Genomic DNA, 20,559 nt, shown 5'->3' with positions numbered 1-20,559 from the left:
TGTTCTCATTATATAATTCGTTTCGTTTATATTCAACTATTGCTTAACAGCTTGTACTGTTTTTAGAGCTTCTGTAAGGTTTTCATATACTTGATTGCCTACAATGATAGTATCTGCATATGAAGCCATTTCACGTGCTTCGGCTGCTGTTTTTATACCGCCTCCATAGTAAAGTCTCGTATTTTGAAGACCTGCTTTTACCTTTTTTACAACTTCTACATTACCGTACATACCACTGTATTCCATATAAAAAATAGGGAATTTAAACAAATGCTCGACCATTTGTGCATATGCGATAATATCTTCATCCGTTTCTGGGTGTTTAGCGTTTGTTAACTTGGCTGCTTTACAATCTGGATTTAATATACAATACCCTTCTGGAATGATTTCATCCCAGTTCATCACTTCTCCAAATTCCTTTGTTGCCTCATGGTGTAAATCCTTCACCCATTTTGTCTCTCGGCTGTTCAACACACTTGGAATAAAATAAAAATCAAAACCAGGGGTAATCGATTCTATTGTCGATACTTCTAAAGCGACAGGGACTGCATACCTTCTAATTCTCATCAACAAATCAATCACATTATCCAGCGTTACCCCATCCGAACCCCCAATGATAATAGCATCGGTTCCAGATTCACAAACCTTTTCCAAGGCTTCTGCATCTATCTCCTTTGCCGGATCCAATTTAAATATATGTCGCCATTCTTTATAATCCATTTTTTCACCTACATTAAGTTAGTTTAGCACTCTTCATTATAACAAAAAAACTGAACAGAGGCTTCTGTTCAGTCGTGAGCTATAAATAGTTCTAGATTATTCTTTTGGCTGTTGATTTGACAACTCTTCTGGATATAGTCGACCAAGAATTTCATCATAATAATCATTACCATAATCATATGCACGTCTTACACGTGAAATAGTTGCTGTACTTGCTCCAGTTTCTTTTTTAATCGTTTCATATGTTTTTTTCAATCGAAGTAAATGTGCCACCTCGAAACGTTGGGCCAGTGACTGAATTTCACTTATTGTACATAAATCATCAAAAAATTTATAACACTCTTCTATATTGTTTAGCTCTAGCACAGCTTTAAACAATTGTTCTGTTTGATGTCCTTTTATTTTTTCAATTTGCAAATCGTATCATTCCCTTCTTTATTGCTACTAATCAAGGTAAATAGTTTACCATATTTTCTAGTCCAGGATTAGTTGGCACAAAACTAATCCACGACTTCCCTGGTACTAGTTTAGCTGGAACACCATTTTCCATCGGTATAAGTATTCCGTCTACATTTTCCCATTTGATCATTTTCATAGTCCCTGCTTGAAAAAGATACGCGTTTCCGCCAGCAGTCAATGTTAACTGTAGACGACCAGCATTATCAATTGTTTTATGCGGTATTTCCATAAATATAACATTTGCAATTTCTACAGGTTCTTCTGTTTCCTTATCGATTGTTGTATCTCCGCCAGTTTTTCGTTCATATAAACCACTTTCCGGTATATATGTATATTGATTTTCAAAACTTGCTCCTGCCCCATACTGAACGCTGATAGAAGACACTGGATCTCCAATTTTAGCTCCTTCTGCCGAATCATAAAAAGAGAAGGTAGGAATTTTATGGATTTCCATGGAGGCCCCTACTTTTTCTGCACCTGCTAAAATATTGTCTTTGGTAATATACGAATTATGTGGTGCTTTTCGCTCCTTTGAACGCTTAAAAAGTATACCATCATATTGCATACCATTGATATTATCTACAACTCTCGCATTTAACATTTTCTGTGCATCGGGACTATAGCCATGTGCAATGTAAAAGGCATCTAGTCCCTTTGCAACTTCTACGAAATAATCACGAGCACTTCTAACTGGTCCAACTACATCAGGTATGTCACTTTGATAAAGCGCTAGAAATCTCGTCACATTTCCTTCAGCTAACATCTCGTAAACAATATCTGCTTGTGCAATCCCTGACTGTGGTCTTGCAAGCGGATGATTATTCATCGTAACAATGATTGGTCTTTGTAATTGTTCCTCTTCTGAACGAATTCCAGTAAAAGGAGCAACATAAGGTAGAACAACGGGTTCCTCTATTGCTTCTTCTACTATATCCTCTACAATATCTTCCACCGGTTTTACTTCTCCTGCTGCTTCTTGTTCCTCGGAACAGCCAACAAGAAATAAACCGAGTAAACTTATAATCCCCCATTTTTTGAACACTAAAAATCCCCCTACCTCATGACAGCTGGAAACAACACTTGTTTTTTCATGACTTCGAAAATTCCTCTTTGTGTAACTCGAACATAAGGTAAATGCGTAGCCTGCAAAAATAGTAATGTGTAAATAGCATCCCCATGCTTAAATCCTCTAGCCGCCAATTCTCTCTTTAAATTTAATTCCTCTTCTATTAACACTTCCATCGGTTTATCCGATAGGATCCCACCTATAGGAAGTTTAAGCGTGCAAACAACTTCCTCATTTTCAATGATGACTATACCACCGTTCATCTTTTTCATCTCATTAAAAGCTTGGAGCATACTCTTTTTATTTTTTCCAATCAAAATAATATCCCCTGTACTGGAATAAGAAGAAGCGAAGCCTTTTAATGTCGTCGCAAATCCTTTAATAAGTGTAGAAACTTTCCACTTTCCATTACGATCCACTAACAATAAGAAACTTTCATCATGATCAGTTGAAAGCTCATTATCTGTTGTATCGATTGAAACAGAATAAGGCTTCGTAATAACATCGTTCACCATTTCAATTCCAAAAGGCATCGAAAATTGGAAATCATCATCGGACAGATCAAAAGCCAAATCTAAATCTGGTATATCCGACCAATCAGTTGCTGCCAATGAATGAACTCTTTCATCATCACGTTTTAACCAAACCCCTTTGGATAATACGGTTGTTGGGACTGGATTTAACTCATCTTCGAGGAAATTGAGCGTAGCAAATCTCCCACTTGCAATGACCCCATGTAAATTGGATAAGTTATAATACTTCGCTACGTTGAATGAAGCCATCAAATAAGCGTCTATCGGTTTTACTCCAGCATCCAGGGCAACTTGAATACATTTATCCATCACACCGTCTAGATGGAAAGAAGGGGTAGCTCCATCTGTTGTCATCATAAGGTGATCAAAAATTTGTAAATCCTTCTCGAGTATCCCTTTTAATAAAATCGGCAAATCAGGTCGAATCGATGAATGACGAAGTGTTACCGCATATCCATGCAGAATTCTTCTTTCCACTTCTTCAATAGTCATCGCTTCGTGGTCTCCATCTGCTCCTAATAAACGCATACGCGCTAACGTACGTTCGGAAGCACCAGGAAAATGCCCTTCAATTTTCATCCCGTTCGTTTTTGCTTGTTGCATCCAATATAGCATTTGATCATCACCAGAAAGAAGCCTTGGCCATCCCGTTAGCTCGCCGCCCATAATAACATCTGGACGCGCAATCCATTCTCCAATCGTTCTAGATGTAAATAATTCTTCTTCGTTCTCAAGTTCTGTCTGTGAATCAAAGCGAGCCCACCAATAAAATGAAAAAGGTAGTTTACTTAGCTCATCCATTATTGAAAACGCTTTCTTATTTTCAAGCATCAAAAACATTACTAAATTATCTGCTATAAATGTCGTCGTTCCTAATTGAGCTGCGTAATCGGCAAATGTGTGCGGGTTATATAGTTGGAATGGATGTACATGGGGTTCAATATAACCTGGTACAATCTTTTGACCAGTAGCGTCATATACTTCTGTATTCGCTGAGACTAGAGGCATTTCTGAGCCAGTATACACAATCCGATCTTTTACAATCCAAATGTTCCCATTCATCCATTTCTTTAAATGGCTGTGTAAATAAGTTGCATTTGTAATAAGTATATCTGGTGCTTGTTTCCCATTTACAACTTCTATTTGATTTCTAATTTCTTCTATTTTCCATATCGGATATTGCACTTCATCCATTCTCCTTTCTATAAGACTACTCATAGAAATAATAGTAGCATAGTACTTTAGTAAAGCAAAGTGTTGAATTATAATTTATTATAAATTTATTTTCCAGGCATAGCTAGTAAAGTAAGTTAAAATTAGTACAAACTTCCTTTTAGTGTATCTTATCCTCTTTGCTCTTATCGTGCTTTGGTCAGTACGGTGGTGGCCATATATTTAATAAAATATAAACAGCAGGCTTTGATATAACCACAATAAACTTCGGAAAGTTTAAAGAGGATATCTCCAATATCGGAGACACCCTCTTCAAATTATTGAAATGTTCGCCAACCGATATCTGTTCGGAAGAATAAACCTTCCCATTCTAACTTGGACAAGCCATCGTATACTTTTTGTTGTGCTTCTTTAAGTGTAGACTCGCTTGCGGCAACTAAAATAACACGCCCACCGTTTGCGATAAATCCATCCGTATCAGCTTTCGTTCCGGCGTGGAAAACATGAAGTCCACCATCTAATAATACTTGAAGATTTGGAAGCTTAGCACCTTTTTTCACATCTGCTGGATAACCCTCGGACGCAATAACTACACCTAGCATCGCTTCTTCGGACCACTCTAATTGGTACGGTTTTTCATCCATTAATGTCATCATAAATTCACCAAAATCACTTGTCATACGTGGTAACACAACTTGTGTTTCTGGATCACCAAAACGAGCATTGAACTCGATTACTTTTGGGCCTTCATTTGTTAAAATTAGTCCAGCATATAAAATACCGGTAAACGGTGTTCCTTCTTCTATCATCGCGTTTACCGTTGGAACAACGACTGATTCATAAGCAGTATCCACGACTTCTGAAGAAATTTGTGGAACCGGAGAGTAAGCTCCCATACCACCTGTGTTCGGTCCTTTGTCCCCATCGTACGCACGTTTGTGGTCTTGTGCAATAACCATTGGATAAATTTGTCCATTATGCACAAATGACATAAAAGAAAACTCTTCGCCGTCTAAAAACTCTTCAATTACAACACGTGAGGATGACTCACCAAATAATTGGTTACCAATCATGTCCTCTACTGCTGTATTAGCTTCTTCCACTGTCATGGCAACTACTACACCTTTTCCAGCAGCCAGCCCATCTGCTTTTACAACAATTGGAGCACCAAGTTTTTCAATATAAGCCTTTGCTTTGTCTACTTCAGTAAAAGTTTCATAAGCTGCGGTTGGAATATTATATTTTTTCATTAATTCTTTCGCAAATGACTTACTACCTTCAATTTGTGCAGCAGCTTTTGTTGGTCCAAAGATACGAAGGTCACTTGCTTCAAAGTGGTCTACAATCCCGCCAGCGAGTGGTTGCTCTGGTCCTACAAAGGTTAAATCGATATTGTTTTCTTTCGCAAAGCTTGCAAGCTCTTCAAACTCCATTACATCGATTGGCACGATTTCTGCATCGTTTGACATACCAGCATTACCTGGTGCTACATATACTTTATCGACGGAAGGAGAATTACTGAATTGCTTCGCGATTGCATGCTCACGACCTCCACTTCCAATAACAAGAATCTTCATATGGACAGCCTCCCTTAATGTTTGAAATGACGTACGCCAGTGAATACCATTGCGATTCCGTATTCATTTGCTTTGTCGATAGAATCTTGGTCTTTCACCGATCCACCAGTTTGAATAATTGCCGTAATACCAGCTTTTGCAGCAGTTTCTACTGTATCGTTCATTGGGAAAAATGCATCTGACGCAAGTCCCGCTCCTTTTGCACGATCTCCCGCTTGTTCTAATGCAATTTTTGCAGATCCTACACGGTTCATTTGTCCGGCACCAACACCAATTGTCATATCTTCAGTAGCTACCACAATTGCGTTAGATTTTACGTGTTTTACAACACTCCAGCCAAGCTCTAATGCTTTCCATTCTTCAGCAGTTGGTTCACGGTCTGTTACTACTCTTACGTCTGCATCTTTCAATCCGAAAGTATCTGGTGATTGAACTAATAGTCCACCTTCTACGGAAACTGTGTTCCAAGCGTCATTTTTGGTTTGTTCATATGAAATAGTTAGTAAACGAATGTTTTTCTTCGCTGTTAACATTGCAATTGCTTCTTCTGAAAATGAAGGAGCGATGATAATTTCTAAGAAAATACCTGCTAGCACTTTTGCAGTTGCAGCATCTACTTCACGGTTTAATGCAACAATTCCACCGAAAATGGATGTAGAATCCGCTTCGTATGCTTTATTAAAAGCTGCAGAAATAGTTTCACCAGTTCCAACACCACAAGGGTTCATATGTTTTACTGCAACTGCTGCAGGAAGTTCGAATTCTTTCACAATCTGAATAGCTGCATTGGCATCTTGAATATTATTATAAGAAAGTTCTTTCCCATGTAATTGAGTTGCAGAAGCAATCGAGAAATCTGAACCAAGTGGACGTTTGTAGAAAGCTGCTTTTTGATGTGGGTTTTCACCGTAACGTAAGGCTTGTTTACGTTCATATGTAAGTGTCAGAAGTTCAGGGAACTCTTCCCCAGTTAAATCAGTCATGTAGCTAGCAATTAATGCATCATAAGCTGCTGTGTGACGGAATACTTTTGCAGCAAGTTTACGGCGAGTTTCTAAAGTAGTCTCACCAGTTTCTTTTAACTGCTCTAATACTTCTGCATAATCTGCCGCATCCGTTACTACTGTTACATATTGATGATTTTTAGCTGCAGAACGTAACATTGAGGGGCCACCAATATCAATATTTTCAATAGCATCTTCAAAAGCAACATCAGGTTTTGAAATTGTTTCGCGGAAAGGATATAAATTTACACACACTACTTGAATCGGTGTAATACTATGCTCTTCTAACTGTGCTTGGTGAGAGGGATCATCATGTTTTGCTAGCAATCCACCATGAATCATTGGGTTTAATGTTTTTACCCGACCATCCAAAATTTCCGGGAAATTTGTAACAGAGTCAACGGATGTAATTGCTACTCCATTTTGTTCTAAAAATGCTTTTGTACCACCAGTTGATAAAATTTCATAACCAAGTTGTTCTAACTCTTTTGCAAATTCAAGAATTCCTGATTTATCTGAAACACTAAGTAAAGCACGTTTTGACACATTAATTCCTCCTCTGATTATGTAAAATAAACCGTGGCGATGTAGATTGATCGATTTTCCTTAAAGTTCGATTGATTCACCATTTCCACCTATTTAAGACCGTATTAGTTGATGTCCCCAGCTTACTAAGTCGATCTAGTTTGTAACAAAAGCCGGTAAAAGCTTACCGGCTCCATAACTTTTGTAATGTTCTCGTATATAATTCATGCTCTAATGCGTGGATACGTTTTTCGGTTTGTTTTCTGTCACCATCAACCACTTCAACGGCTGCTTGGGCTAAAATTGGACCAGTATCCATGCCAGCATCGACATAGTGAACCGTTACCCCTGTTACCTTTACTCCATGCGCCATCGCTTGTCCGATAGCGTCTTTTCCTGGAAATGCCGGTAGTAAAGAAGGATGAATATTGATAATCCGGTTTGGATATGCTTCGAGCAATACATTGCCGACTAAACGCATATATCCCGCGAGGATGATCCACTCTACTTCGAGCTCTTTTAGGTTCTGTAAAACTTCTTGCTCATAGACTTCTTTCGAAGAAAAGCTAGAAGGTTTAATAGCAAGCGTTTCAATCCCTGCAATACGCGCACGTTCTACTACAAATGCATCTGGCTTATCGGTCACTACAAGTGTTATAGTTCCAGATAAATGTCCAGCTTCAATTGCATCATGGATGGCTTGAAAGTTACTACCACTACCTGATGCAAATACTGCAAATTTCGGTTTTCCAGTCATTACACTAAACTCCCGTCATGCGTTCCGTTGAAAATAACACCTTCACCTTTCACAACACGACCAATAGTGTATGCTTTTTCACCGTGAGCTTCCGCAATAGCATTCGCCTTTTCTGCTTCTTCTGCAGATAACGCAATGACAAAACCAATTCCCATATTAAATACGTTATATAAATCACGGTCAGTAAGCTCGCCTTTTTCTTTTAACAGGTTGAATACAGGGAGTACTTCCCATGAACCTAAATCTACTTCTACCGCTAAACCTTCAGGCATCATACGTGGTAAGTTTTCATAGAACCCTCCACCAGTAACATGTGCCATTCCATGAATAGAAAGCTCATTATGCATTTCCATTACAGGTTTTGCATAAATTTTCGTCGGTGTAAGAAGTGCTTTTCCGATTTCTCCAAGTTCTTCATAACCAGCAACTACTGTGTCAGCAGTAAAACCTTGCTCTTCAAATACAATTTTACGTACAAGTGAATAGCCATTTGAGTGGACACCGCTTGAAGCAATTCCAACTAACACGTCACCTTCTGCAATCTTTTCACCGGTAACGATTTTTGATTTTTCGCATGCTCCAACAGCAAACCCAGCTAGGTCATACTCGTTTTCCTCGTAAAGGCCAGGCATTTCAGCCGTTTCTCCGCCTATTAAAGCTGCTCCAGATTGAACACAACCATCCGCAACACCTTTGACGATTTGTTCAATACGCTCAGGCACTGCTTTTCCAACTGCTACATAATCTAAGAAAAATAATGGCTCTGCACCTTGTGCCACAATATCATTCACACACATTGCCACACAGTCGACCCCGATTGTGTCGTGTGAATCTGTCATAAACGCTAATTTTAACTTCGTACCAACACCATCTGTACCAGAAATAAGGACAGGCTCTTTATAATTTAATGAAGACAAATCAAACATACCACCGAACCCACCAAAAGTACCCATGATACCTTTTCTAGCTGTACGTTCGACATGTGATTTCATTCGTTGAACTGCTTCATAGCCAGCTTCAATATTAACGCCCGCTTTTTCATATGCTTTTGACATGTATTATCCTCCTATCGAACAAGCTCTTTTTCATGCGGTAATTTGGTACTAGGAGTGATCGGAGTAGGATACTCGCCAGTAAAACAAGCTAAGCAGTGCCCACAATTTTTCCCTTCATCCGTTCGTCCAATTGCTTCCACCATGCCTTCTACTGATAAAAAGGAAAGCGAGTCCGCACCAATCAGTTCACGCATTTCTTCCACGCTATTGTTGGATGCGATTAGTTCTGAATCTGTACTAATATCAATTCCGTAAAAACAAGGACTTTTTAATGGAGGCGAACTAATAACAACATGTACTTCTTTCGCTCCTGCCTCTTTCAACATTTTTACAATACGTTTGGAAGTTGTCCCACGTACGATAGAATCGTCCACCATTACCACGCGTTTTCCAGCTACAACTTGACGTACCGGTGAAAGCTTCATCTTCACTCCGCGTTCGCGAAGATCTTGTGATGGCTGGATGAACGTACGACCTACATAACGGTTTTTAATAAGCCCCATTTCGTATGGAATTCCAGATGCTTCCGAAAACCCAATTGCGGCTGAAATACTAGAATCTGGCACTCCAGTTACAATATCTGCATCTACTTGTATTTCTTTTGCAAGCTGTTTTCCAAGACGTTTTCTCGCCATATGGATATTAATACCATCAATATTCGAATCAGGTCGAGAAAAATAGACATACTCCATTGTACAAATAGCACGTTCTGCAGGCTCCGAAAAACGTTCCGAACGTAAGCCTTCATCATTAATAATAATAAGCTCGCCAGGTTCAACAGAACGAATAGCTTCTGCACCGATCAAATCAAATGCACTCGTTTCTGAAGCTACTACCCAAGCATCCCCGAGTTTACCTAATGAAAGTGGTCGCATACCATGTGGATCCTGTGCTACTAATAATTTATCTTCTGTCAATATAACAACTGCAAATGCACCATCTAATAATCTTAGCGCTTCTTTTGCACGATCCACCAACGAATTATGATGGCTTTTTTTCAACAAATGTGCAATTACTTCTGTATCAGAAGTCGTTTGAAAAATACTACCTTGCTGCTCTAAATTTCGTTTTAAACGACCGGCATTTACGATGTTTCCATTATGTGCGATTGCAAGACTTCCAGTAGTCGAATTAAAAAGAAGTGGTTGAACATTTTCAAGACCAGATCCACCTGCAGTTGCATAACGAACATGTGCAACTGCAGCTTTTCCATCTAGTTTTTCAAGCTTTCCATTACTGAAGACATCATTAACTAAACCTTCACCTTTGACTGCTCTTAAAATTTTCCCATCTGTTACGACAATTCCAGCGCCTTCTTGACCCCGATGTTGAAGTGCATGCAAACCATAATAACTAATCGGTGCAGGATCCGGGTGACCCCAAATTCCAAAGACACCACATTCCTCGTTTAAGCCTCTGATTTCAGCAAGCATGGTATTGCCCCTTTCCAAGCGGAACGGAATTCGTCAACAGAACCGCTTATCCATTCAGTTCCGTCTTCGTTAGTAATTACTACTTTATTAGAATCTGTTACAGCACCAATTTTAACCGCGTCTTTTACGATTTCTTCAAATTTAGCTACATTTTCAGGTTTAACAGTTACAAGGAAACGAGATTGAGACTCACTAAACAATGCTGTTGTTGCAGACCCATTAATAGTTACTTCTACTCCAAGTCCATTCGCACCGAAAGCTTTTTCTGCTAACGCAACCGCAAGTCCACCTTCTGCAATATCATGTGCAGATTGTACAACGCCCGACTTGATTGCAGATAGTAACGCTTTTTGACGTGCTGCTTCTACTTCTAGATCAATCGAAGGTGCTTGACCAAAAATACGCTTTTCTACTAATTTTTGAAGCTCAGATCCACCGAATTCTGTTTTCGTTTCACCGATTACATATAGTATGTCCCCAGCTTGTTTCACTGATTGAGTAGTAACATGTGCTAAATCTTCTACCAGTCCAACTAATCCAATTGTTGGCGTAGGGTAAACCGCTGTTCCGCTACGTTCGTTATATAACGAAACGTTACCACCGATAACTGGTGAATCTAATGCGATACATGCTTCTGCAATTCCATCAGCTGATTTTTCAAGTTGCCAGAAGATTTCTGGATTTTCCGGATTACCAAAGTTTAAGCAGTCTGTAATAGCAAGTGGTTTCGCACCAGAACATACGACGTTACGTGCTGCTTCTGCAACAGCAATTTTTCCACCTACAACAGGATCTAAATAGATGTATCTAGAGTTACAGTCAGTTGTCATTGCTAATCCTTTATTCGTCCCACGTACACGAACTACTGCAGCATCCGAACCAGGTGTTACTACTGTGCTAGTACGAACTTGATAGTCATATTGGTCATACACCCATTCTTTTGAAGCAATTGTTGGTTGTTGTAATAAGTTAAGAAGTGTCTCTTTATAATCTGTAACTGCTGGCTCTACATTTTCCATCGCTTGGAATTCTGTAAAGTATGCAGGTACTGAAGATGGCTTGTAATATACTGGAGCTTCTTCTGCTAGTGCATCTGCAGGAACTTCAGCTACCACTTCTCCGTTATGAAGCAGACGAAGCATTTTATCATTCGTTACTTTACCTACCGCTACACAATCTAAACCGTATTTATCAAAAATCTTCACGATTTCTTCTTCGCGACCTTTTTTTACTACGATTAACATACGTTCTTGTGATTCAGAAAGCATCATCTCATATGCAGTCATGCCCGTTTCACGTTGTGGGATATAGTCTAAGTTCAATTCCACACCATGTCCAGCTTTCGAAGCCATTTCAGCTGACGATGAAGTTAATCCAGCAGCACCCATGTCTTGTATACCGATCAATGCATCTGATTTCACTACTTCTAAACAAGCTTCAAGTAAAAGTTTTTCCATAAATGGATCCCCAACTTGTACAGCTGGACGTTTTTCTTCCGAAGCCTCTGTTAATTCTTCCGAAGCGAATGTCGCACCGTGGATACCGTCACGACCAGTTTTTGCGCCTGCGTACATTACGGTATTTCCTTCACCAGCTGCAATCCCTTTTTGAATATCTTCATGGTTGATCAAACCAACGCACATTGCGTTAACTAATGGATTACCTTCGTAGCAATCATCAAATTGAATTTCTCCACCAACTGTTGGAATACCGATACAGTTACCATAACCAGCAATCCCTGCTACTACTTCCTCAAATAAGTATTTCACACGAGGTGTTTTTAACTCACCAAAACGTAATGAGTTTAGCAATGCAATTGGGCGAGCTCCCATTGAAAATACGTCACGGATAATTCCACCAACACCCGTTGCTGCTCCTTGGTAAGGTTCGATAGCAGAAGGGTGATTATGAGATTCCATCTTGAAAACAACCGCTTGACCATCGCCGATATCTACGATTCCAGCACCTTCCCCAGGACCTTGTAATACTTGAGGTCCTTTTGTAGGGAATTTGCGTAATACAGGCTTAGAATTTTTATAAGAGCAATGCTCAGACCACATAACGGAAAACAATCCTGTTTCTGTGTAGTTTGGAAGGCGTCCTATAATCTTTTGAGCCATTTCAAATTCTTCGTCTGACATACCCATTTGTGCATATAATTTTTGTTCTTTAATTTGCTCCGGATTTGGTTCATGCTTGATTGACATGAGATTCCCTCCAATGTTTCACGATTGATTTAAATAATGCTAGTCCGTCTGATCCGCCCATTATGTCATTCGCAGCACGCTCTGGGTGAGGCATCATTCCTAAGACGTTTCCTCGTTCGTTTACAATACCTGCAATGTCTTCGATACTTCCGTTTGGATTCTCAGAAGCATAGGTAAAAACGATTTGGTTATTTGCTTTTAAATTTGCAAGTGTTTCTTCGTCGCAGTAATAGTTACCTTCACCATGTGCGATTGGAATTTGAATTACTTCGTCTTTTGCATAATCACTTGTAAATTGTGTTTCATTGTTTTCAACTTTTAAACCAACTGTACGACACATGAATTTAAGATTTTTATTTCGAAGTAGTGCTCCTGGTAATAGACCAGCTTCTGTTAATACTTGGAATCCGTTACATACACCTAATACTGGTTTACCCGCTTCAGCAGCTTTTACTACTTCTGACATAACATTCGAGAAACGAGAAATCGCTCCACAACGTAAGTAGTCCCCATAAGAGAAACCACCTGGTAATAATACTCCGTCGAATCCGCTTAAATCTGTTTCATCATGCCAAACGTACTCTACTTCTTCTCCAAGCTCGTCTTTAATGGCATGATACATATCTAAATCACAGTTCGATCCTGGAAAAACGATTACTGCGAATTTCATTTGCTAGCAACCTCCTCAACTTCATAACGGTAGTCTTCGATTACTGTATTTGTAAGAAGTTTTTCACACATTTCTTTTACAATCGTATCTAAATCGCGGTCAGCTTCTTCGATTTGAAGCTCTAAAAACTTACCAATACGTACATCTGTCACTTCGTTATAGTTCATCGAGTGAAGAGCACCCATAACTGCTGAACCTTGTGGATCTAAAACACTTTCTCTTAATGTCACATACACTTTAACTTTTTTCATTTTAATAATCCTCCTAGTCGGGAAAGTATAATTTCATAAACATCTGTTAAATTACCTAAATTTCGTCTAAACACGTCTTTATCTAATTTGTTATTTGTTTCGTCGTCCCATAATCGACAAGTATCTGGAGAAATTTCATCTGCAAGTAGTATTTCACCATTTGCCGTTTTCCCAAATTCTAGTTTCATATCGATTAACGTAACTCCAACTTCTTTAAAAATTGGCTGTAACACTAGATTTATCTCCAGCGCTTTTGCTTTGATCGTCTCTATTTCTTCCGGTGTTGCAAGTTCTAGCAATCCAAGATGAGCATCTGTAAGTATTGGGTCTCCAAGTGCATCATCCTTATAGTAAAGCTCTACAATTGGATGCTTTAAAGACGTCCCTTCGTCAACTCCAAGTCGTTTCGCCAAACTTCCTGCAGCTATATTCCGAACAACTACTTCTAAAGGAATAATTTCTACTTTCTTTACGAGTTGCTCATTTTCCGAAATTTGCTCAACAAAATGGGAGTCAATACCATGTTTTTTTAATTGGTTGAAAAGAATAGTGGTAATTTTATTATTTAATATTCCTTTTCCAACTATTTCTTCTTTTTTCTCTCCATTAAAAGCTGTAGCACTATCCTTGTAAGATACAAATAGAATGTTTTCATCTTCTGTTGCGAATAATTGTTTTGCTTTACCTTCGTATAATAGACGACCTTTTGCCACTGTGAATTCCTCCGATTAGTTGAGTCCTAAACGCCCGAAAATTAAATCAACATGCTGAATGTGATAATTGTAATCAAAGCAATCATCCAGCTCTTCTTTTGAAAGTAGTGAAGTGATTTTTTCTTCTGCATCTACAAATGTACGGAACGCAGTTTGCGATTCCCAAGCATTCATGGCAAGCGGCTGCACCGTGTCATACGCTTCTTCACGAGCTAAACCTTTGTCGATTAGTGCAAGTAGCACCCGTTGAGAATAAATTAATCCTAATGTGGAATTCATATTGCGTTTCATATTTTCCGGGAACACGGTTAAGTTTTTCACGATATTGCCAAATCTATTTAACATATAATTAAGTGCGATTGTTGCATCTGGTAAAATGACGCGTTCTGCTGAGGAATGAGAGATATCTCTTTCATGCCATAAGGATACATTTTCATACGCTGTCATCATATACCCACGAATCAATCTAGCAAGTCCTGTCATATTCTCAGAACCGATCGGATTTCGTTTATGTGGCATAGCAGAAGATCCTTTTTGTCCTTTTGCGAAGTACTCTTCTACTTCACGAGTTTCTGACTTTTGTAATCCGCGGATTTCTGTTGCAAACTTTTCAATAGAAGTTGCGATTAATGCTAATGTACTCATATACTGTGCGTGACGATCGCGCTGTAGTGTTTGAGTGGAAATTGGTGATGCTGCTAGACCTAAATTTTCACAAACATATTTCTCAACAAATGGATCTATGTTTGCGTAAGTTCCTACTGCTCCAGACATTTTTCCTGTTTCAATTACTTTTGCTGCAGCTTCAAAACGTTCTAAGTTACGTTTCATCTCTTCTGTCCAAAGTGCAAGTTTCAAACCGAAAGTCGTTGGCTCTGCATGCACACCATGCGTGCGCCCCATCATAACTGTATATTTATGTTCTTTTGCTTTATTTTCTAAGATTTCTATAAAGCTTAGAATGTCTTTACGGATAATGACATTTGCTTGTTTGATTAAGTAAGAAAGAGCTGTATCCACTACGTCAGTAGAAGTCAGTCCATAATGAACCCATTTACGTTCTTCCCCTAAAGTTTCAGAAACTGCACGAGTAAACGCTACTACGTCATGTCTCGTTTCTTGTTCAATTTCTAAAATACGCTCTACCGAGAATGATGCATTTTTGCGAAGGGCTACTACGTCTTCTTTTGGAATATCTCCAATTTCTGCCCATGCTTCACACGCTAATATTTCTACTTCTAACCAAGCATTATATTTATTTTCTTCGGTCCAGATTGCACCCATTTCCGGGCGAGTATAGCGTTCAATCATTCAAGTTCCTCCCGATTAAGACCAGATTCTAGATTGTTCTATTTCTTCTAAAGTTTGTTCAATATTAGATGAAAGAATCGTGACATGCCCCATCTTGCGGTTTGTTTTTGCTTCGCTTTTTCCGTATAAGTGAACGGACCAGTTTGGATACTTTGTCATTGAGTTTGTCAAAGAAATAACATGCTGTCCTAATACATTTACCATCACTGTGTTCGTCCAAAGTTTTGGTTCACGTAGTGGCCAACCACAAACTGCTCTAATATGTTGATGGAATTGCGAAATATTACAAGCTTCTATAGAAAAGTGACCTGAGTTATGTGGTCTCGGAGCTAATTCATTTATTAATATTTCTTTGTTGTCTAACACGAACATTTCCACAGCAAGTGTACCAACTAGGTTCAGATGATTGCCAATCATATTAGCCGCTTCCATCGCTTTTTTTACAAGTGATTCATCAATACGAGCAGGAACAATTGTTTCATGCAAAATATGATTCACATGAATATTTTCACCAATTGGAAGACAGTATGTTTGACCATCGCCATTACGCTGTACAATGACCGATATTTCTTTTGTAAACGGAACAAATGCCTCGGCAATACAAGCAGAATGTTCAAATAGTGGCTTTGCGAGTGTTAGATCCTCTTTTGATTGAACAATTTGCTGACCTTTGCCATCATATCCACCGCGAGCAGTCTTCACAACACAAGGAAATCCTACTTCATCGATTCGTTGTTCTAATTGTTCAAAAGTACTTGCTTCGACAAATTTCGCAATCGGTACCCCAGCAGCCTGAAGCTCCGTTTTTTCTAGAATGCGATCTTGCGTAATTTTTACAAGTTCCGCCCCTTGAGGAACATAAGCAATTTGTGATAATCGTTTCAATCCTGCATAATCAATGTTTTCAAATTCATACGTAATTACGTCACTTACTTCTGCTAATTCTTCTAAAGCAGCTTCATCATCATATGGTGCAACAATGCGAATGTCTGCAACTTGTCCACATGGCGAGTCCATCGTTGGCTCAAGTACAGCAATTTTATAGCCAGCCTCTTTTGCAGCTAATGCCATCATACGACCGAGTTGTCCACCACCGATAATACCGATTGTTTGCCCGGGATAAATTACTTTAGTCATTGTAAATCACCGTTACTTTCAAATACTTTGTTTTTCGTTTCTTCTCTTCTTTTTTCTAAACGCTCCGTCACATTATCATCTTGTATGGAGAGTATTTGTGCAGCAAGTAAGCCAGCATTTGTTGCCCCGGCTTTTCCAATTGCTACGGTAGCAACTGGAACACCACCTGGCATTTGTACAATCGATAATAATGAATCCAATCCATTGAGTGCTTTAGATTGTACAGGAACACCGATAACCGGAAGTGTAGTTTTTGCAGCAACCATCCCTGGTAAATGTGCAGCTCCTCCAGCTCCTGCTATAATTACTTGAATTCCACGTTTACGTGCTTGCTCTGCATATTCAAACATTAAATCTGGCGTACGATGTGCAGACACTACTTTTTTCTCATACGGTATATTTAGTTCATCAAGGATTTCACAGCTATGTTTCATTGTCTCCCAATCACTAGAACTACCCATAATTACACCAATTTTTGCGTTCATTATTTTCGTCCCTTCATTAAACAAAAAATTCCCTAAATAAACTACTCTCTACGGAAGAAAAGCAGTTTACTTAAGGAACTTAGTTGCTTAGTTAGTGTCATCAATAACATACGTAAACACATCCTGTTAGCATAATCCAAAAGTTGCTTTCCCTCATAGTCCTGTCATTTTCGGTGACTTGGTAGAGACGCTAAAGCCAATCCTTTAGCATATATGGGGATATAATTGTCTGTTGCTAATCATATTTTAACAAGACTGATGGTTTACGTCAATGCATAAATACGAACAATGAATATATTTAAAAATAAATTGTTCGGTTATTGACATTATTTTTATATATTTTTCTCTTTTATACCTTTTAACATAATCAATTGTTTAACAGGGACAGGTTGTCCGTCCACTTCTTCAAATATTGGTTCTTCTTTTCTCCCCGCTATTTGAAAGCCTTGTTGTTCCATTCTTTCTATACATGCTCCGATGCTCTCATTTTCTTCCACTTCAAACCAAACCGTCTCTTTTTTCATAGCCAGCCAACCTCCTATTTCATTATTCCTTATAACAATAGCTTATATGCAGTGTTTCATCAATTGGAAGTGGGTTTTGGGGAAGTTTGTTTAACTTTTGTGCTTGATTGTCCAACTAGTTGAGGAGATTGCCCAGGTATAATATTAGATTGTCCAAGTTCTATACGATTGGCCAACTTGCGCGTTAGAATGTCCATCTATTGGAGGAGATTGTCCAGGTATTATTTAAGATTTGTCCAGTTTTTTGGAGAGATCGTCCGAGTTCTCTATACGATTGTCCAACTCCGGTATTTGTCATCAATACCTCCTTCTGAGTTATCGAATTTTTCCATTCTAATATATAATAAGTAGTGTTATTTGATTTCCCCTTTCTAGAAAGATCCATCGAATTCAATATTCTACTTGCTAATTGATGGGAATCTATACGTAAAAAGCTCCTACAATCTTTATTTGTAATAATTTTCGAAACTAATGCAAACTACTCCTGGACAGTGACTACATGAGCAATTCTGTCAATGTTTCCGCAGGTTAAACAACTTTCATTTGAGCAACAGTTAAATACTCTTTCTGTCTCTGTAACCTTCTTAAATAAACAGGAATACTTGATGCATAAATAACAGCTGTATGATCTGGAGCTTTCATTACATTTGATTTAGTACTACTAAAGACAATTACACCGACAATGGGGATATCTAGTCTAGCCCCTATTTTATGGACAGTGTAAAATTGTGCATTAGCTGGCTGAATGTTTTAACTTTAAATAAGCAGCTGGACTTAAATAACCCAGTCTTTTTTGACCACGGTTTTCGTTATAATATGTAATGTATAAGAGTAAATCTTTCTTTACCTGTTTGGTATTATCAGTCGCATACAAGTGCGGAAACTCCGTCTTTAAATGCGAAAAAAAGCTCTCAATTACAGCGTTATCCCAACAGTTTGCTTTCCGTGACATACTTGGTGAAAAGTGAAGTTTCTTGGCAAGATTTTTGTATTTATACGACTTATAAGGACTCCCTTGATCGGAGTGAATGATTACGTTTGTTAAGTCTGGTAATTCTCTCGTTTTCATCACTTGTTTAATCGTAGTCTCTACAAGAGCTGCACTAGGACTATCACTCATTTTAAACGCAATAATTTCTCGATTGCAGAGATCCATAATAGCAGAAATATAAAACTTATCTTCTTCCACTGTAATCTCAGATATATCGGTAACCCATTTACGATTGGGCAGCGAGGCATTAAAATCGCGATTAAGAAGGTTTGGATATACCCAGTCAGATTGTGCATCTTTCTTAGACTTGAAGTACTTCTTCACTCGAATTTTAGATTTAATGTTCATCTCATTCATTAGTCGTTGTACTCGTTTGTGATTAATTATATGATCGTGGTTCTCTTTCAGTTCACCAGCAATTCTTTTTACACCAATAGTGCCTCCAGTAAAATCATATAAGCTTTGGATGACCTTAATATCGATTTGATCCCGCTCAGAAAGAGACTTTTGAGGTTGTGCCATATAGTTGTAATATCCACTGGTTGATACTTTTAGTGTTTTACAAAGTGTAGTTACTGGATAATCCTTTCTTAAGGCCGTAATGGCTTCGAAGCACTTCTTTTTTCGTTCTCCTTGAGAAAGGCCTGGAACTTTTTTAAAATTTCATTTTCTATCAATTGCTCATTGTATTTTTTTTCTATATCTCTTAATCTATTTAGTTCTTCCGTGTGTTCAATCAAATCTAATTTCTGATAGTTTGAGTGAAGTGCATCTTCACCATGTTCTCTGTATAGTTTCAGCCACCCTGTCAATGAATTAATATGAATTCCCAGTTCGTCCGCGACATCTTGCCTGTTACGTTTTTTCAGACGTACTTCATTCACTGCAAATAGCTTTTGTTCATATGTGAGCTGACGTTTTTGGGTCTTCTTTCGAATATTCATGATCATGCCCCTCTCAAATGGTTGTATTTACACAATTATAACACTCCATGTGTCCATTATAAGGGGGGCGACCATCTACTCCATGCTTGTTAAACCATTCCCTCAATAAATAAGTGTTCCTATCTACTTGTATTTCCGGACTCTCAAATGTATCCTTCTTACGGTATCTAATTCGCGCTTCAAACAAGGTGGATCATTCACGAAGTACAGATTTCCTACTATATTCTTACACTCTAAGATGGCCACAAAATATTGGCATATGAACAGTGTATCAATCTGAAATTTCCCATTTGAAGTCAAGTTCACATCATGTAAAATATTATAGTTAAAAGGAAAATCGTGTTTTTCAAATACTTCTCCTATGATACCTGCCTTTGCTGACATCAATTTGGAATTAATGACACTTTTCATCGCATGTTCATTTGGCAACCGTTGGTAAAGCATTTGTTTTTAATTGATCGTACGTTTCTTAATAATCAAATCATCACTCCTTTTTATGCATATTACCATACATTCAAGAATAGTAAATTTTAATAAAAAGGAGACAACTTCATTTTAATAACTAAAACCTAATAAAAATTTAGTTTTGATACGAACTAAAGCATTAAAATATAGTTTTGATAATTTTTATCTTTTATCGTTTGACGTAAGATGTAACTATTTCCCGGGAAATGTCGTATTAAAGTATTTTTTCATTTATCTAGCACTACAAAATAAAAAAAGAAGTCGCTACCGATTACTCGGTAACGACTTCTTTTTGTGTGCCCAGCGACGTCCTACTCTCACAGGGGGAATCCCCCAACTACCATCGGCGCTGAAGAGCTTAACTTCCGTGTTCGATATGGGAACGGGTGTGACCTCTTCGCCATCATCACTAGACAATGAGTGCTTGTTCACTCAAAACTGGATAAAAGACATTTCAACAATTTATACATTTTGGTTAAGTCCTCGATCGATTAGTATTCGTCAGCTGCACGTGTCGCCACGCTTCCACCCCGAACCTATCTACCTCATCGTCTTTGAG

20 protein-coding genes, 2 rRNA genes and 1 riboswitch are annotated in these 20,559 nt (G+C 38.4%); all 22 genes read right to left on the bottom strand.

The genetic code is table 11. From position 1 onward, the window contains the following. Nucleotides 1-36 precede the first annotated feature (36 nt). A complete protein-coding gene (locus BMZ04_RS18800; protein ID WP_093275670.1) occupies nt 37-720 on the bottom strand; it encodes a heptaprenylglyceryl phosphate synthase in 684 nt (227 codons plus the stop codon). A gap of 96 nt (nt 721-816) precedes the next feature. Continuing rightward, nucleotides 817-1,137 (bottom strand): YerC/YecD family TrpR-related protein, encoded by a 321-nt coding sequence (locus BMZ04_RS18795; protein WP_093275666.1) that lies wholly within the window; start codon nt 1,135-1,137, stop codon nt 817-819. A 31-nt stretch (nt 1,138-1,168) separates the two neighbouring features. Then, on the bottom strand, nt 1,169-2,221 hold the full coding sequence (locus tag BMZ04_RS18790) for a DUF3048 domain-containing protein (RefSeq protein ID WP_093275662.1): 1,053 nt from the start codon (nt 2,219-2,221) through the stop codon (nt 1,169-1,171). Between the two features lie 11 nt (nt 2,222-2,232). Next, the gene (locus BMZ04_RS18785) at nt 2,233-3,972 is read right to left on the bottom strand and encodes an adenine deaminase C-terminal domain-containing protein (RefSeq protein WP_177184506.1); all 1,740 of its coding nucleotides are present in this window, start codon (nt 3,970-3,972) and stop codon (nt 2,233-2,235) included. 296 nt (nt 3,973-4,268) lie between these two features. Continuing rightward, complete coding sequence (gene purD / locus BMZ04_RS18780) at nt 4,269-5,528, bottom strand: phosphoribosylamine--glycine ligase (protein ID WP_093275659.1); 1,260 nt, start codon at nt 5,526-5,528, stop codon at nt 4,269-4,271. Nucleotides 5,529-5,542: 14 nt separating this feature from the next. Continuing rightward, nucleotides 5,543-7,078 (bottom strand): bifunctional phosphoribosylaminoimidazolecarboxamide formyltransferase/IMP cyclohydrolase, encoded by a 1,536-nt coding sequence (gene purH / locus BMZ04_RS18775; RefSeq protein WP_093275656.1) that lies wholly within the window; start codon nt 7,076-7,078, stop codon nt 5,543-5,545. 163 nt (nt 7,079-7,241) lie between these two features. Beyond that, a complete protein-coding gene (purN, locus tag BMZ04_RS18770; RefSeq protein WP_093275653.1) occupies nt 7,242-7,814 on the bottom strand; it encodes a phosphoribosylglycinamide formyltransferase in 573 nt (190 codons plus the stop codon). Beyond that, nucleotides 7,814-8,869 (bottom strand): phosphoribosylformylglycinamidine cyclo-ligase, encoded by a 1,056-nt coding sequence (gene purM / locus BMZ04_RS18765; RefSeq protein WP_093275650.1) that lies wholly within the window; start codon nt 8,867-8,869, stop codon nt 7,814-7,816. The genes purN and purM overlap by 1 nt, the downstream gene beginning before the upstream one ends. A gap of 11 nt (nt 8,870-8,880) precedes the next feature. Beyond that, a complete protein-coding gene (purF, locus tag BMZ04_RS18760) occupies nt 8,881-10,302 on the bottom strand; it encodes an amidophosphoribosyltransferase (protein ID WP_093275645.1) in 1,422 nt (473 codons plus the stop codon). After that, entirely contained in the window at nt 10,278-12,509 is a 2,232-nt protein-coding gene (gene purL, locus BMZ04_RS18755; protein ID WP_093275640.1) for a phosphoribosylformylglycinamidine synthase subunit PurL, read from the bottom strand. The genes purF and purL overlap by 25 nt, the downstream gene beginning before the upstream one ends. Then, nucleotides 12,493-13,179 carry a phosphoribosylformylglycinamidine synthase subunit PurQ gene (gene purQ / locus BMZ04_RS18750; protein WP_093275636.1) on the bottom strand — a complete coding sequence of 229 codons (687 nt, stop codon included), beginning with the start codon at nt 13,177-13,179 and terminating at the stop codon, nt 12,493-12,495. Before purQ ends, purL begins: the two co-directional genes overlap by 17 nt. After that, complete coding sequence (gene purS, locus BMZ04_RS18745) at nt 13,176-13,430, bottom strand: phosphoribosylformylglycinamidine synthase subunit PurS (RefSeq protein WP_093275633.1); 255 nt, start codon at nt 13,428-13,430, stop codon at nt 13,176-13,178. Before purS ends, purQ begins: the two co-directional genes overlap by 4 nt. Next, a complete protein-coding gene (gene purC / locus BMZ04_RS18740) occupies nt 13,427-14,143 on the bottom strand; it encodes a phosphoribosylaminoimidazolesuccinocarboxamide synthase (protein WP_093275625.1) in 717 nt (238 codons plus the stop codon). The genes purS and purC overlap by 4 nt, the downstream gene beginning before the upstream one ends. A gap of 15 nt (nt 14,144-14,158) precedes the next feature. Continuing rightward, a complete protein-coding gene (purB, locus tag BMZ04_RS18735) occupies nt 14,159-15,454 on the bottom strand; it encodes an adenylosuccinate lyase (protein WP_093275617.1) in 1,296 nt (431 codons plus the stop codon). A gap of 15 nt (nt 15,455-15,469) precedes the next feature. Further along, nucleotides 15,470-16,591, bottom strand: a complete 1,122-nt coding sequence (gene purK, locus BMZ04_RS18730; RefSeq protein WP_093275610.1) for a 5-(carboxyamino)imidazole ribonucleotide synthase — start codon at nt 16,589-16,591, stop codon at nt 15,470-15,472. Continuing rightward, nucleotides 16,588-17,076: a 5-(carboxyamino)imidazole ribonucleotide mutase gene (purE, locus tag BMZ04_RS18725; protein WP_093275606.1), complete on the bottom strand. Its 489-nt coding sequence runs from the start codon at nt 17,074-17,076 to the stop codon at nt 16,588-16,590. The genes purK and purE overlap by 4 nt, the downstream gene beginning before the upstream one ends. A 136-nt stretch (nt 17,077-17,212) precedes the next feature. Next, nucleotides 17,213-17,313, bottom strand: a riboswitch (purine riboswitch). Nucleotides 17,314-17,408: 95 nt separating this feature from the next. Further along, nucleotides 17,409-17,600, bottom strand: coding sequence for an NETI motif-containing protein (locus BMZ04_RS18720; protein ID WP_093275604.1), 192 nt, complete (start codon nt 17,598-17,600; stop codon nt 17,409-17,411). A 733-nt stretch (nt 17,601-18,333) separates the two neighbouring features. Beyond that, nucleotides 18,334-19,194, bottom strand: coding sequence for an IS3 family transposase (locus BMZ04_RS18715; protein WP_143128325.1), 861 nt, complete (start codon nt 19,192-19,194; stop codon nt 18,334-18,336). Beyond that, nucleotides 19,182-19,535 carry a helix-turn-helix domain-containing protein gene (locus tag BMZ04_RS18710; RefSeq protein ID WP_177184505.1) on the bottom strand — a complete coding sequence of 118 codons (354 nt, stop codon included), beginning with the start codon at nt 19,533-19,535 and terminating at the stop codon, nt 19,182-19,184. The genes BMZ04_RS18715 and BMZ04_RS18710 overlap by 13 nt, the downstream gene beginning before the upstream one ends. A gap of 123 nt (nt 19,536-19,658) precedes the next feature. Beyond that, entirely contained in the window at nt 19,659-19,919 is a 261-nt protein-coding gene (locus tag BMZ04_RS23210; protein WP_369802696.1) for a nuclease-related domain-containing protein, read from the bottom strand. A 379-nt stretch (nt 19,920-20,298) separates the two neighbouring features. After that, nucleotides 20,299-20,414: ribosomal RNA gene (gene rrf / locus BMZ04_RS18700) — 5S ribosomal RNA — on the bottom strand. A gap of 57 nt (nt 20,415-20,471) precedes the next feature. Next, a 23S ribosomal RNA gene (locus BMZ04_RS18695) occupies nt 20,472-20,559 on the bottom strand; the annotation flags it as partial.

Origin of the sequence: Psychrobacillus sp. OK032 (assembly GCF_900111345.1) — a bacterium.
In the GTDB taxonomy this organism is placed as follows: Bacteria; Bacillota; Bacilli; order Bacillales_A; family Planococcaceae; genus Psychrobacillus.
The sequence above is the reverse complement of the archived record's forward strand: the minus strand, read 5'-3'. Positions and strand labels throughout refer to the sequence as shown.

Bases quoted from the DNA above. Each gene is read 5' to 3' on its own strand.
- BMZ04_RS18800 (WP_093275670.1), bottom strand. From the start codon at position 720: ATGGATTATAAAGAATGGCGACATATATTTAAATTGGATCCGGCAAAG.
- BMZ04_RS18785 (WP_177184506.1), bottom strand. From the start codon at position 3,972: ATGGATGAAGTGCAATATCCGATATGGAAAATAGAAGAAATTAGAAAT.
- purD (WP_093275659.1), bottom strand. From the start codon at position 5,528: ATGAAGATTCTTGTTATTGGAAGTGGAGGTCGTGAGCATGCAATCGCG.
- purN (WP_093275653.1), bottom strand. From the start codon at position 7,814: ATGACTGGAAAACCGAAATTTGCAGTATTTGCATCAGGTAGTGGTAGT.
- purM (WP_093275650.1), bottom strand. From the start codon at position 8,869: ATGTCAAAAGCATATGAAAAAGCGGGCGTTAATATTGAAGCTGGCTAT.
- purF (WP_093275645.1), bottom strand. From the start codon at position 10,302: ATGCTTGCTGAAATCAGAGGCTTAAACGAGGAATGTGGTGTCTTTGGA.
- purL (WP_093275640.1), bottom strand. From the start codon at position 12,509: ATGTCAATCAAGCATGAACCAAATCCGGAGCAAATTAAAGAACAAAAA.
- purQ (WP_093275636.1), bottom strand. From the start codon at position 13,179: ATGAAATTCGCAGTAATCGTTTTTCCAGGATCGAACTGTGATTTAGAT.
- purS (WP_093275633.1), bottom strand. From the start codon at position 13,430: ATGAAAAAAGTTAAAGTGTATGTGACATTAAGAGAAAGTGTTTTAGAT.
- purB (WP_093275617.1), bottom strand. From the start codon at position 15,454: ATGATTGAACGCTATACTCGCCCGGAAATGGGTGCAATCTGGACCGAA.
- purK (WP_093275610.1), bottom strand. From the start codon at position 16,591: ATGACTAAAGTAATTTATCCCGGGCAAACAATCGGTATTATCGGTGGT.
- purE (WP_093275606.1), bottom strand. From the start codon at position 17,076: ATGAACGCAAAAATTGGTGTAATTATGGGTAGTTCTAGTGATTGGGAG.
- BMZ04_RS18720 (WP_093275604.1), bottom strand. From the start codon at position 17,600: ATGAAAAAAGAGACGGTTTGGTTTGAAGTGGAAGAAAATGAGAGCATC.
- BMZ04_RS18710 (WP_177184505.1), bottom strand. From the start codon at position 19,535: ATGAATATTCGAAAGAAGACCCAAAAACGTCAGCTCACATATGAACAA.
- BMZ04_RS23210 (WP_369802696.1), bottom strand. From the start codon at position 19,919: ATGTCAGCAAAGGCAGGTATCATAGGAGAAGTATTTGAAAAACACGAT.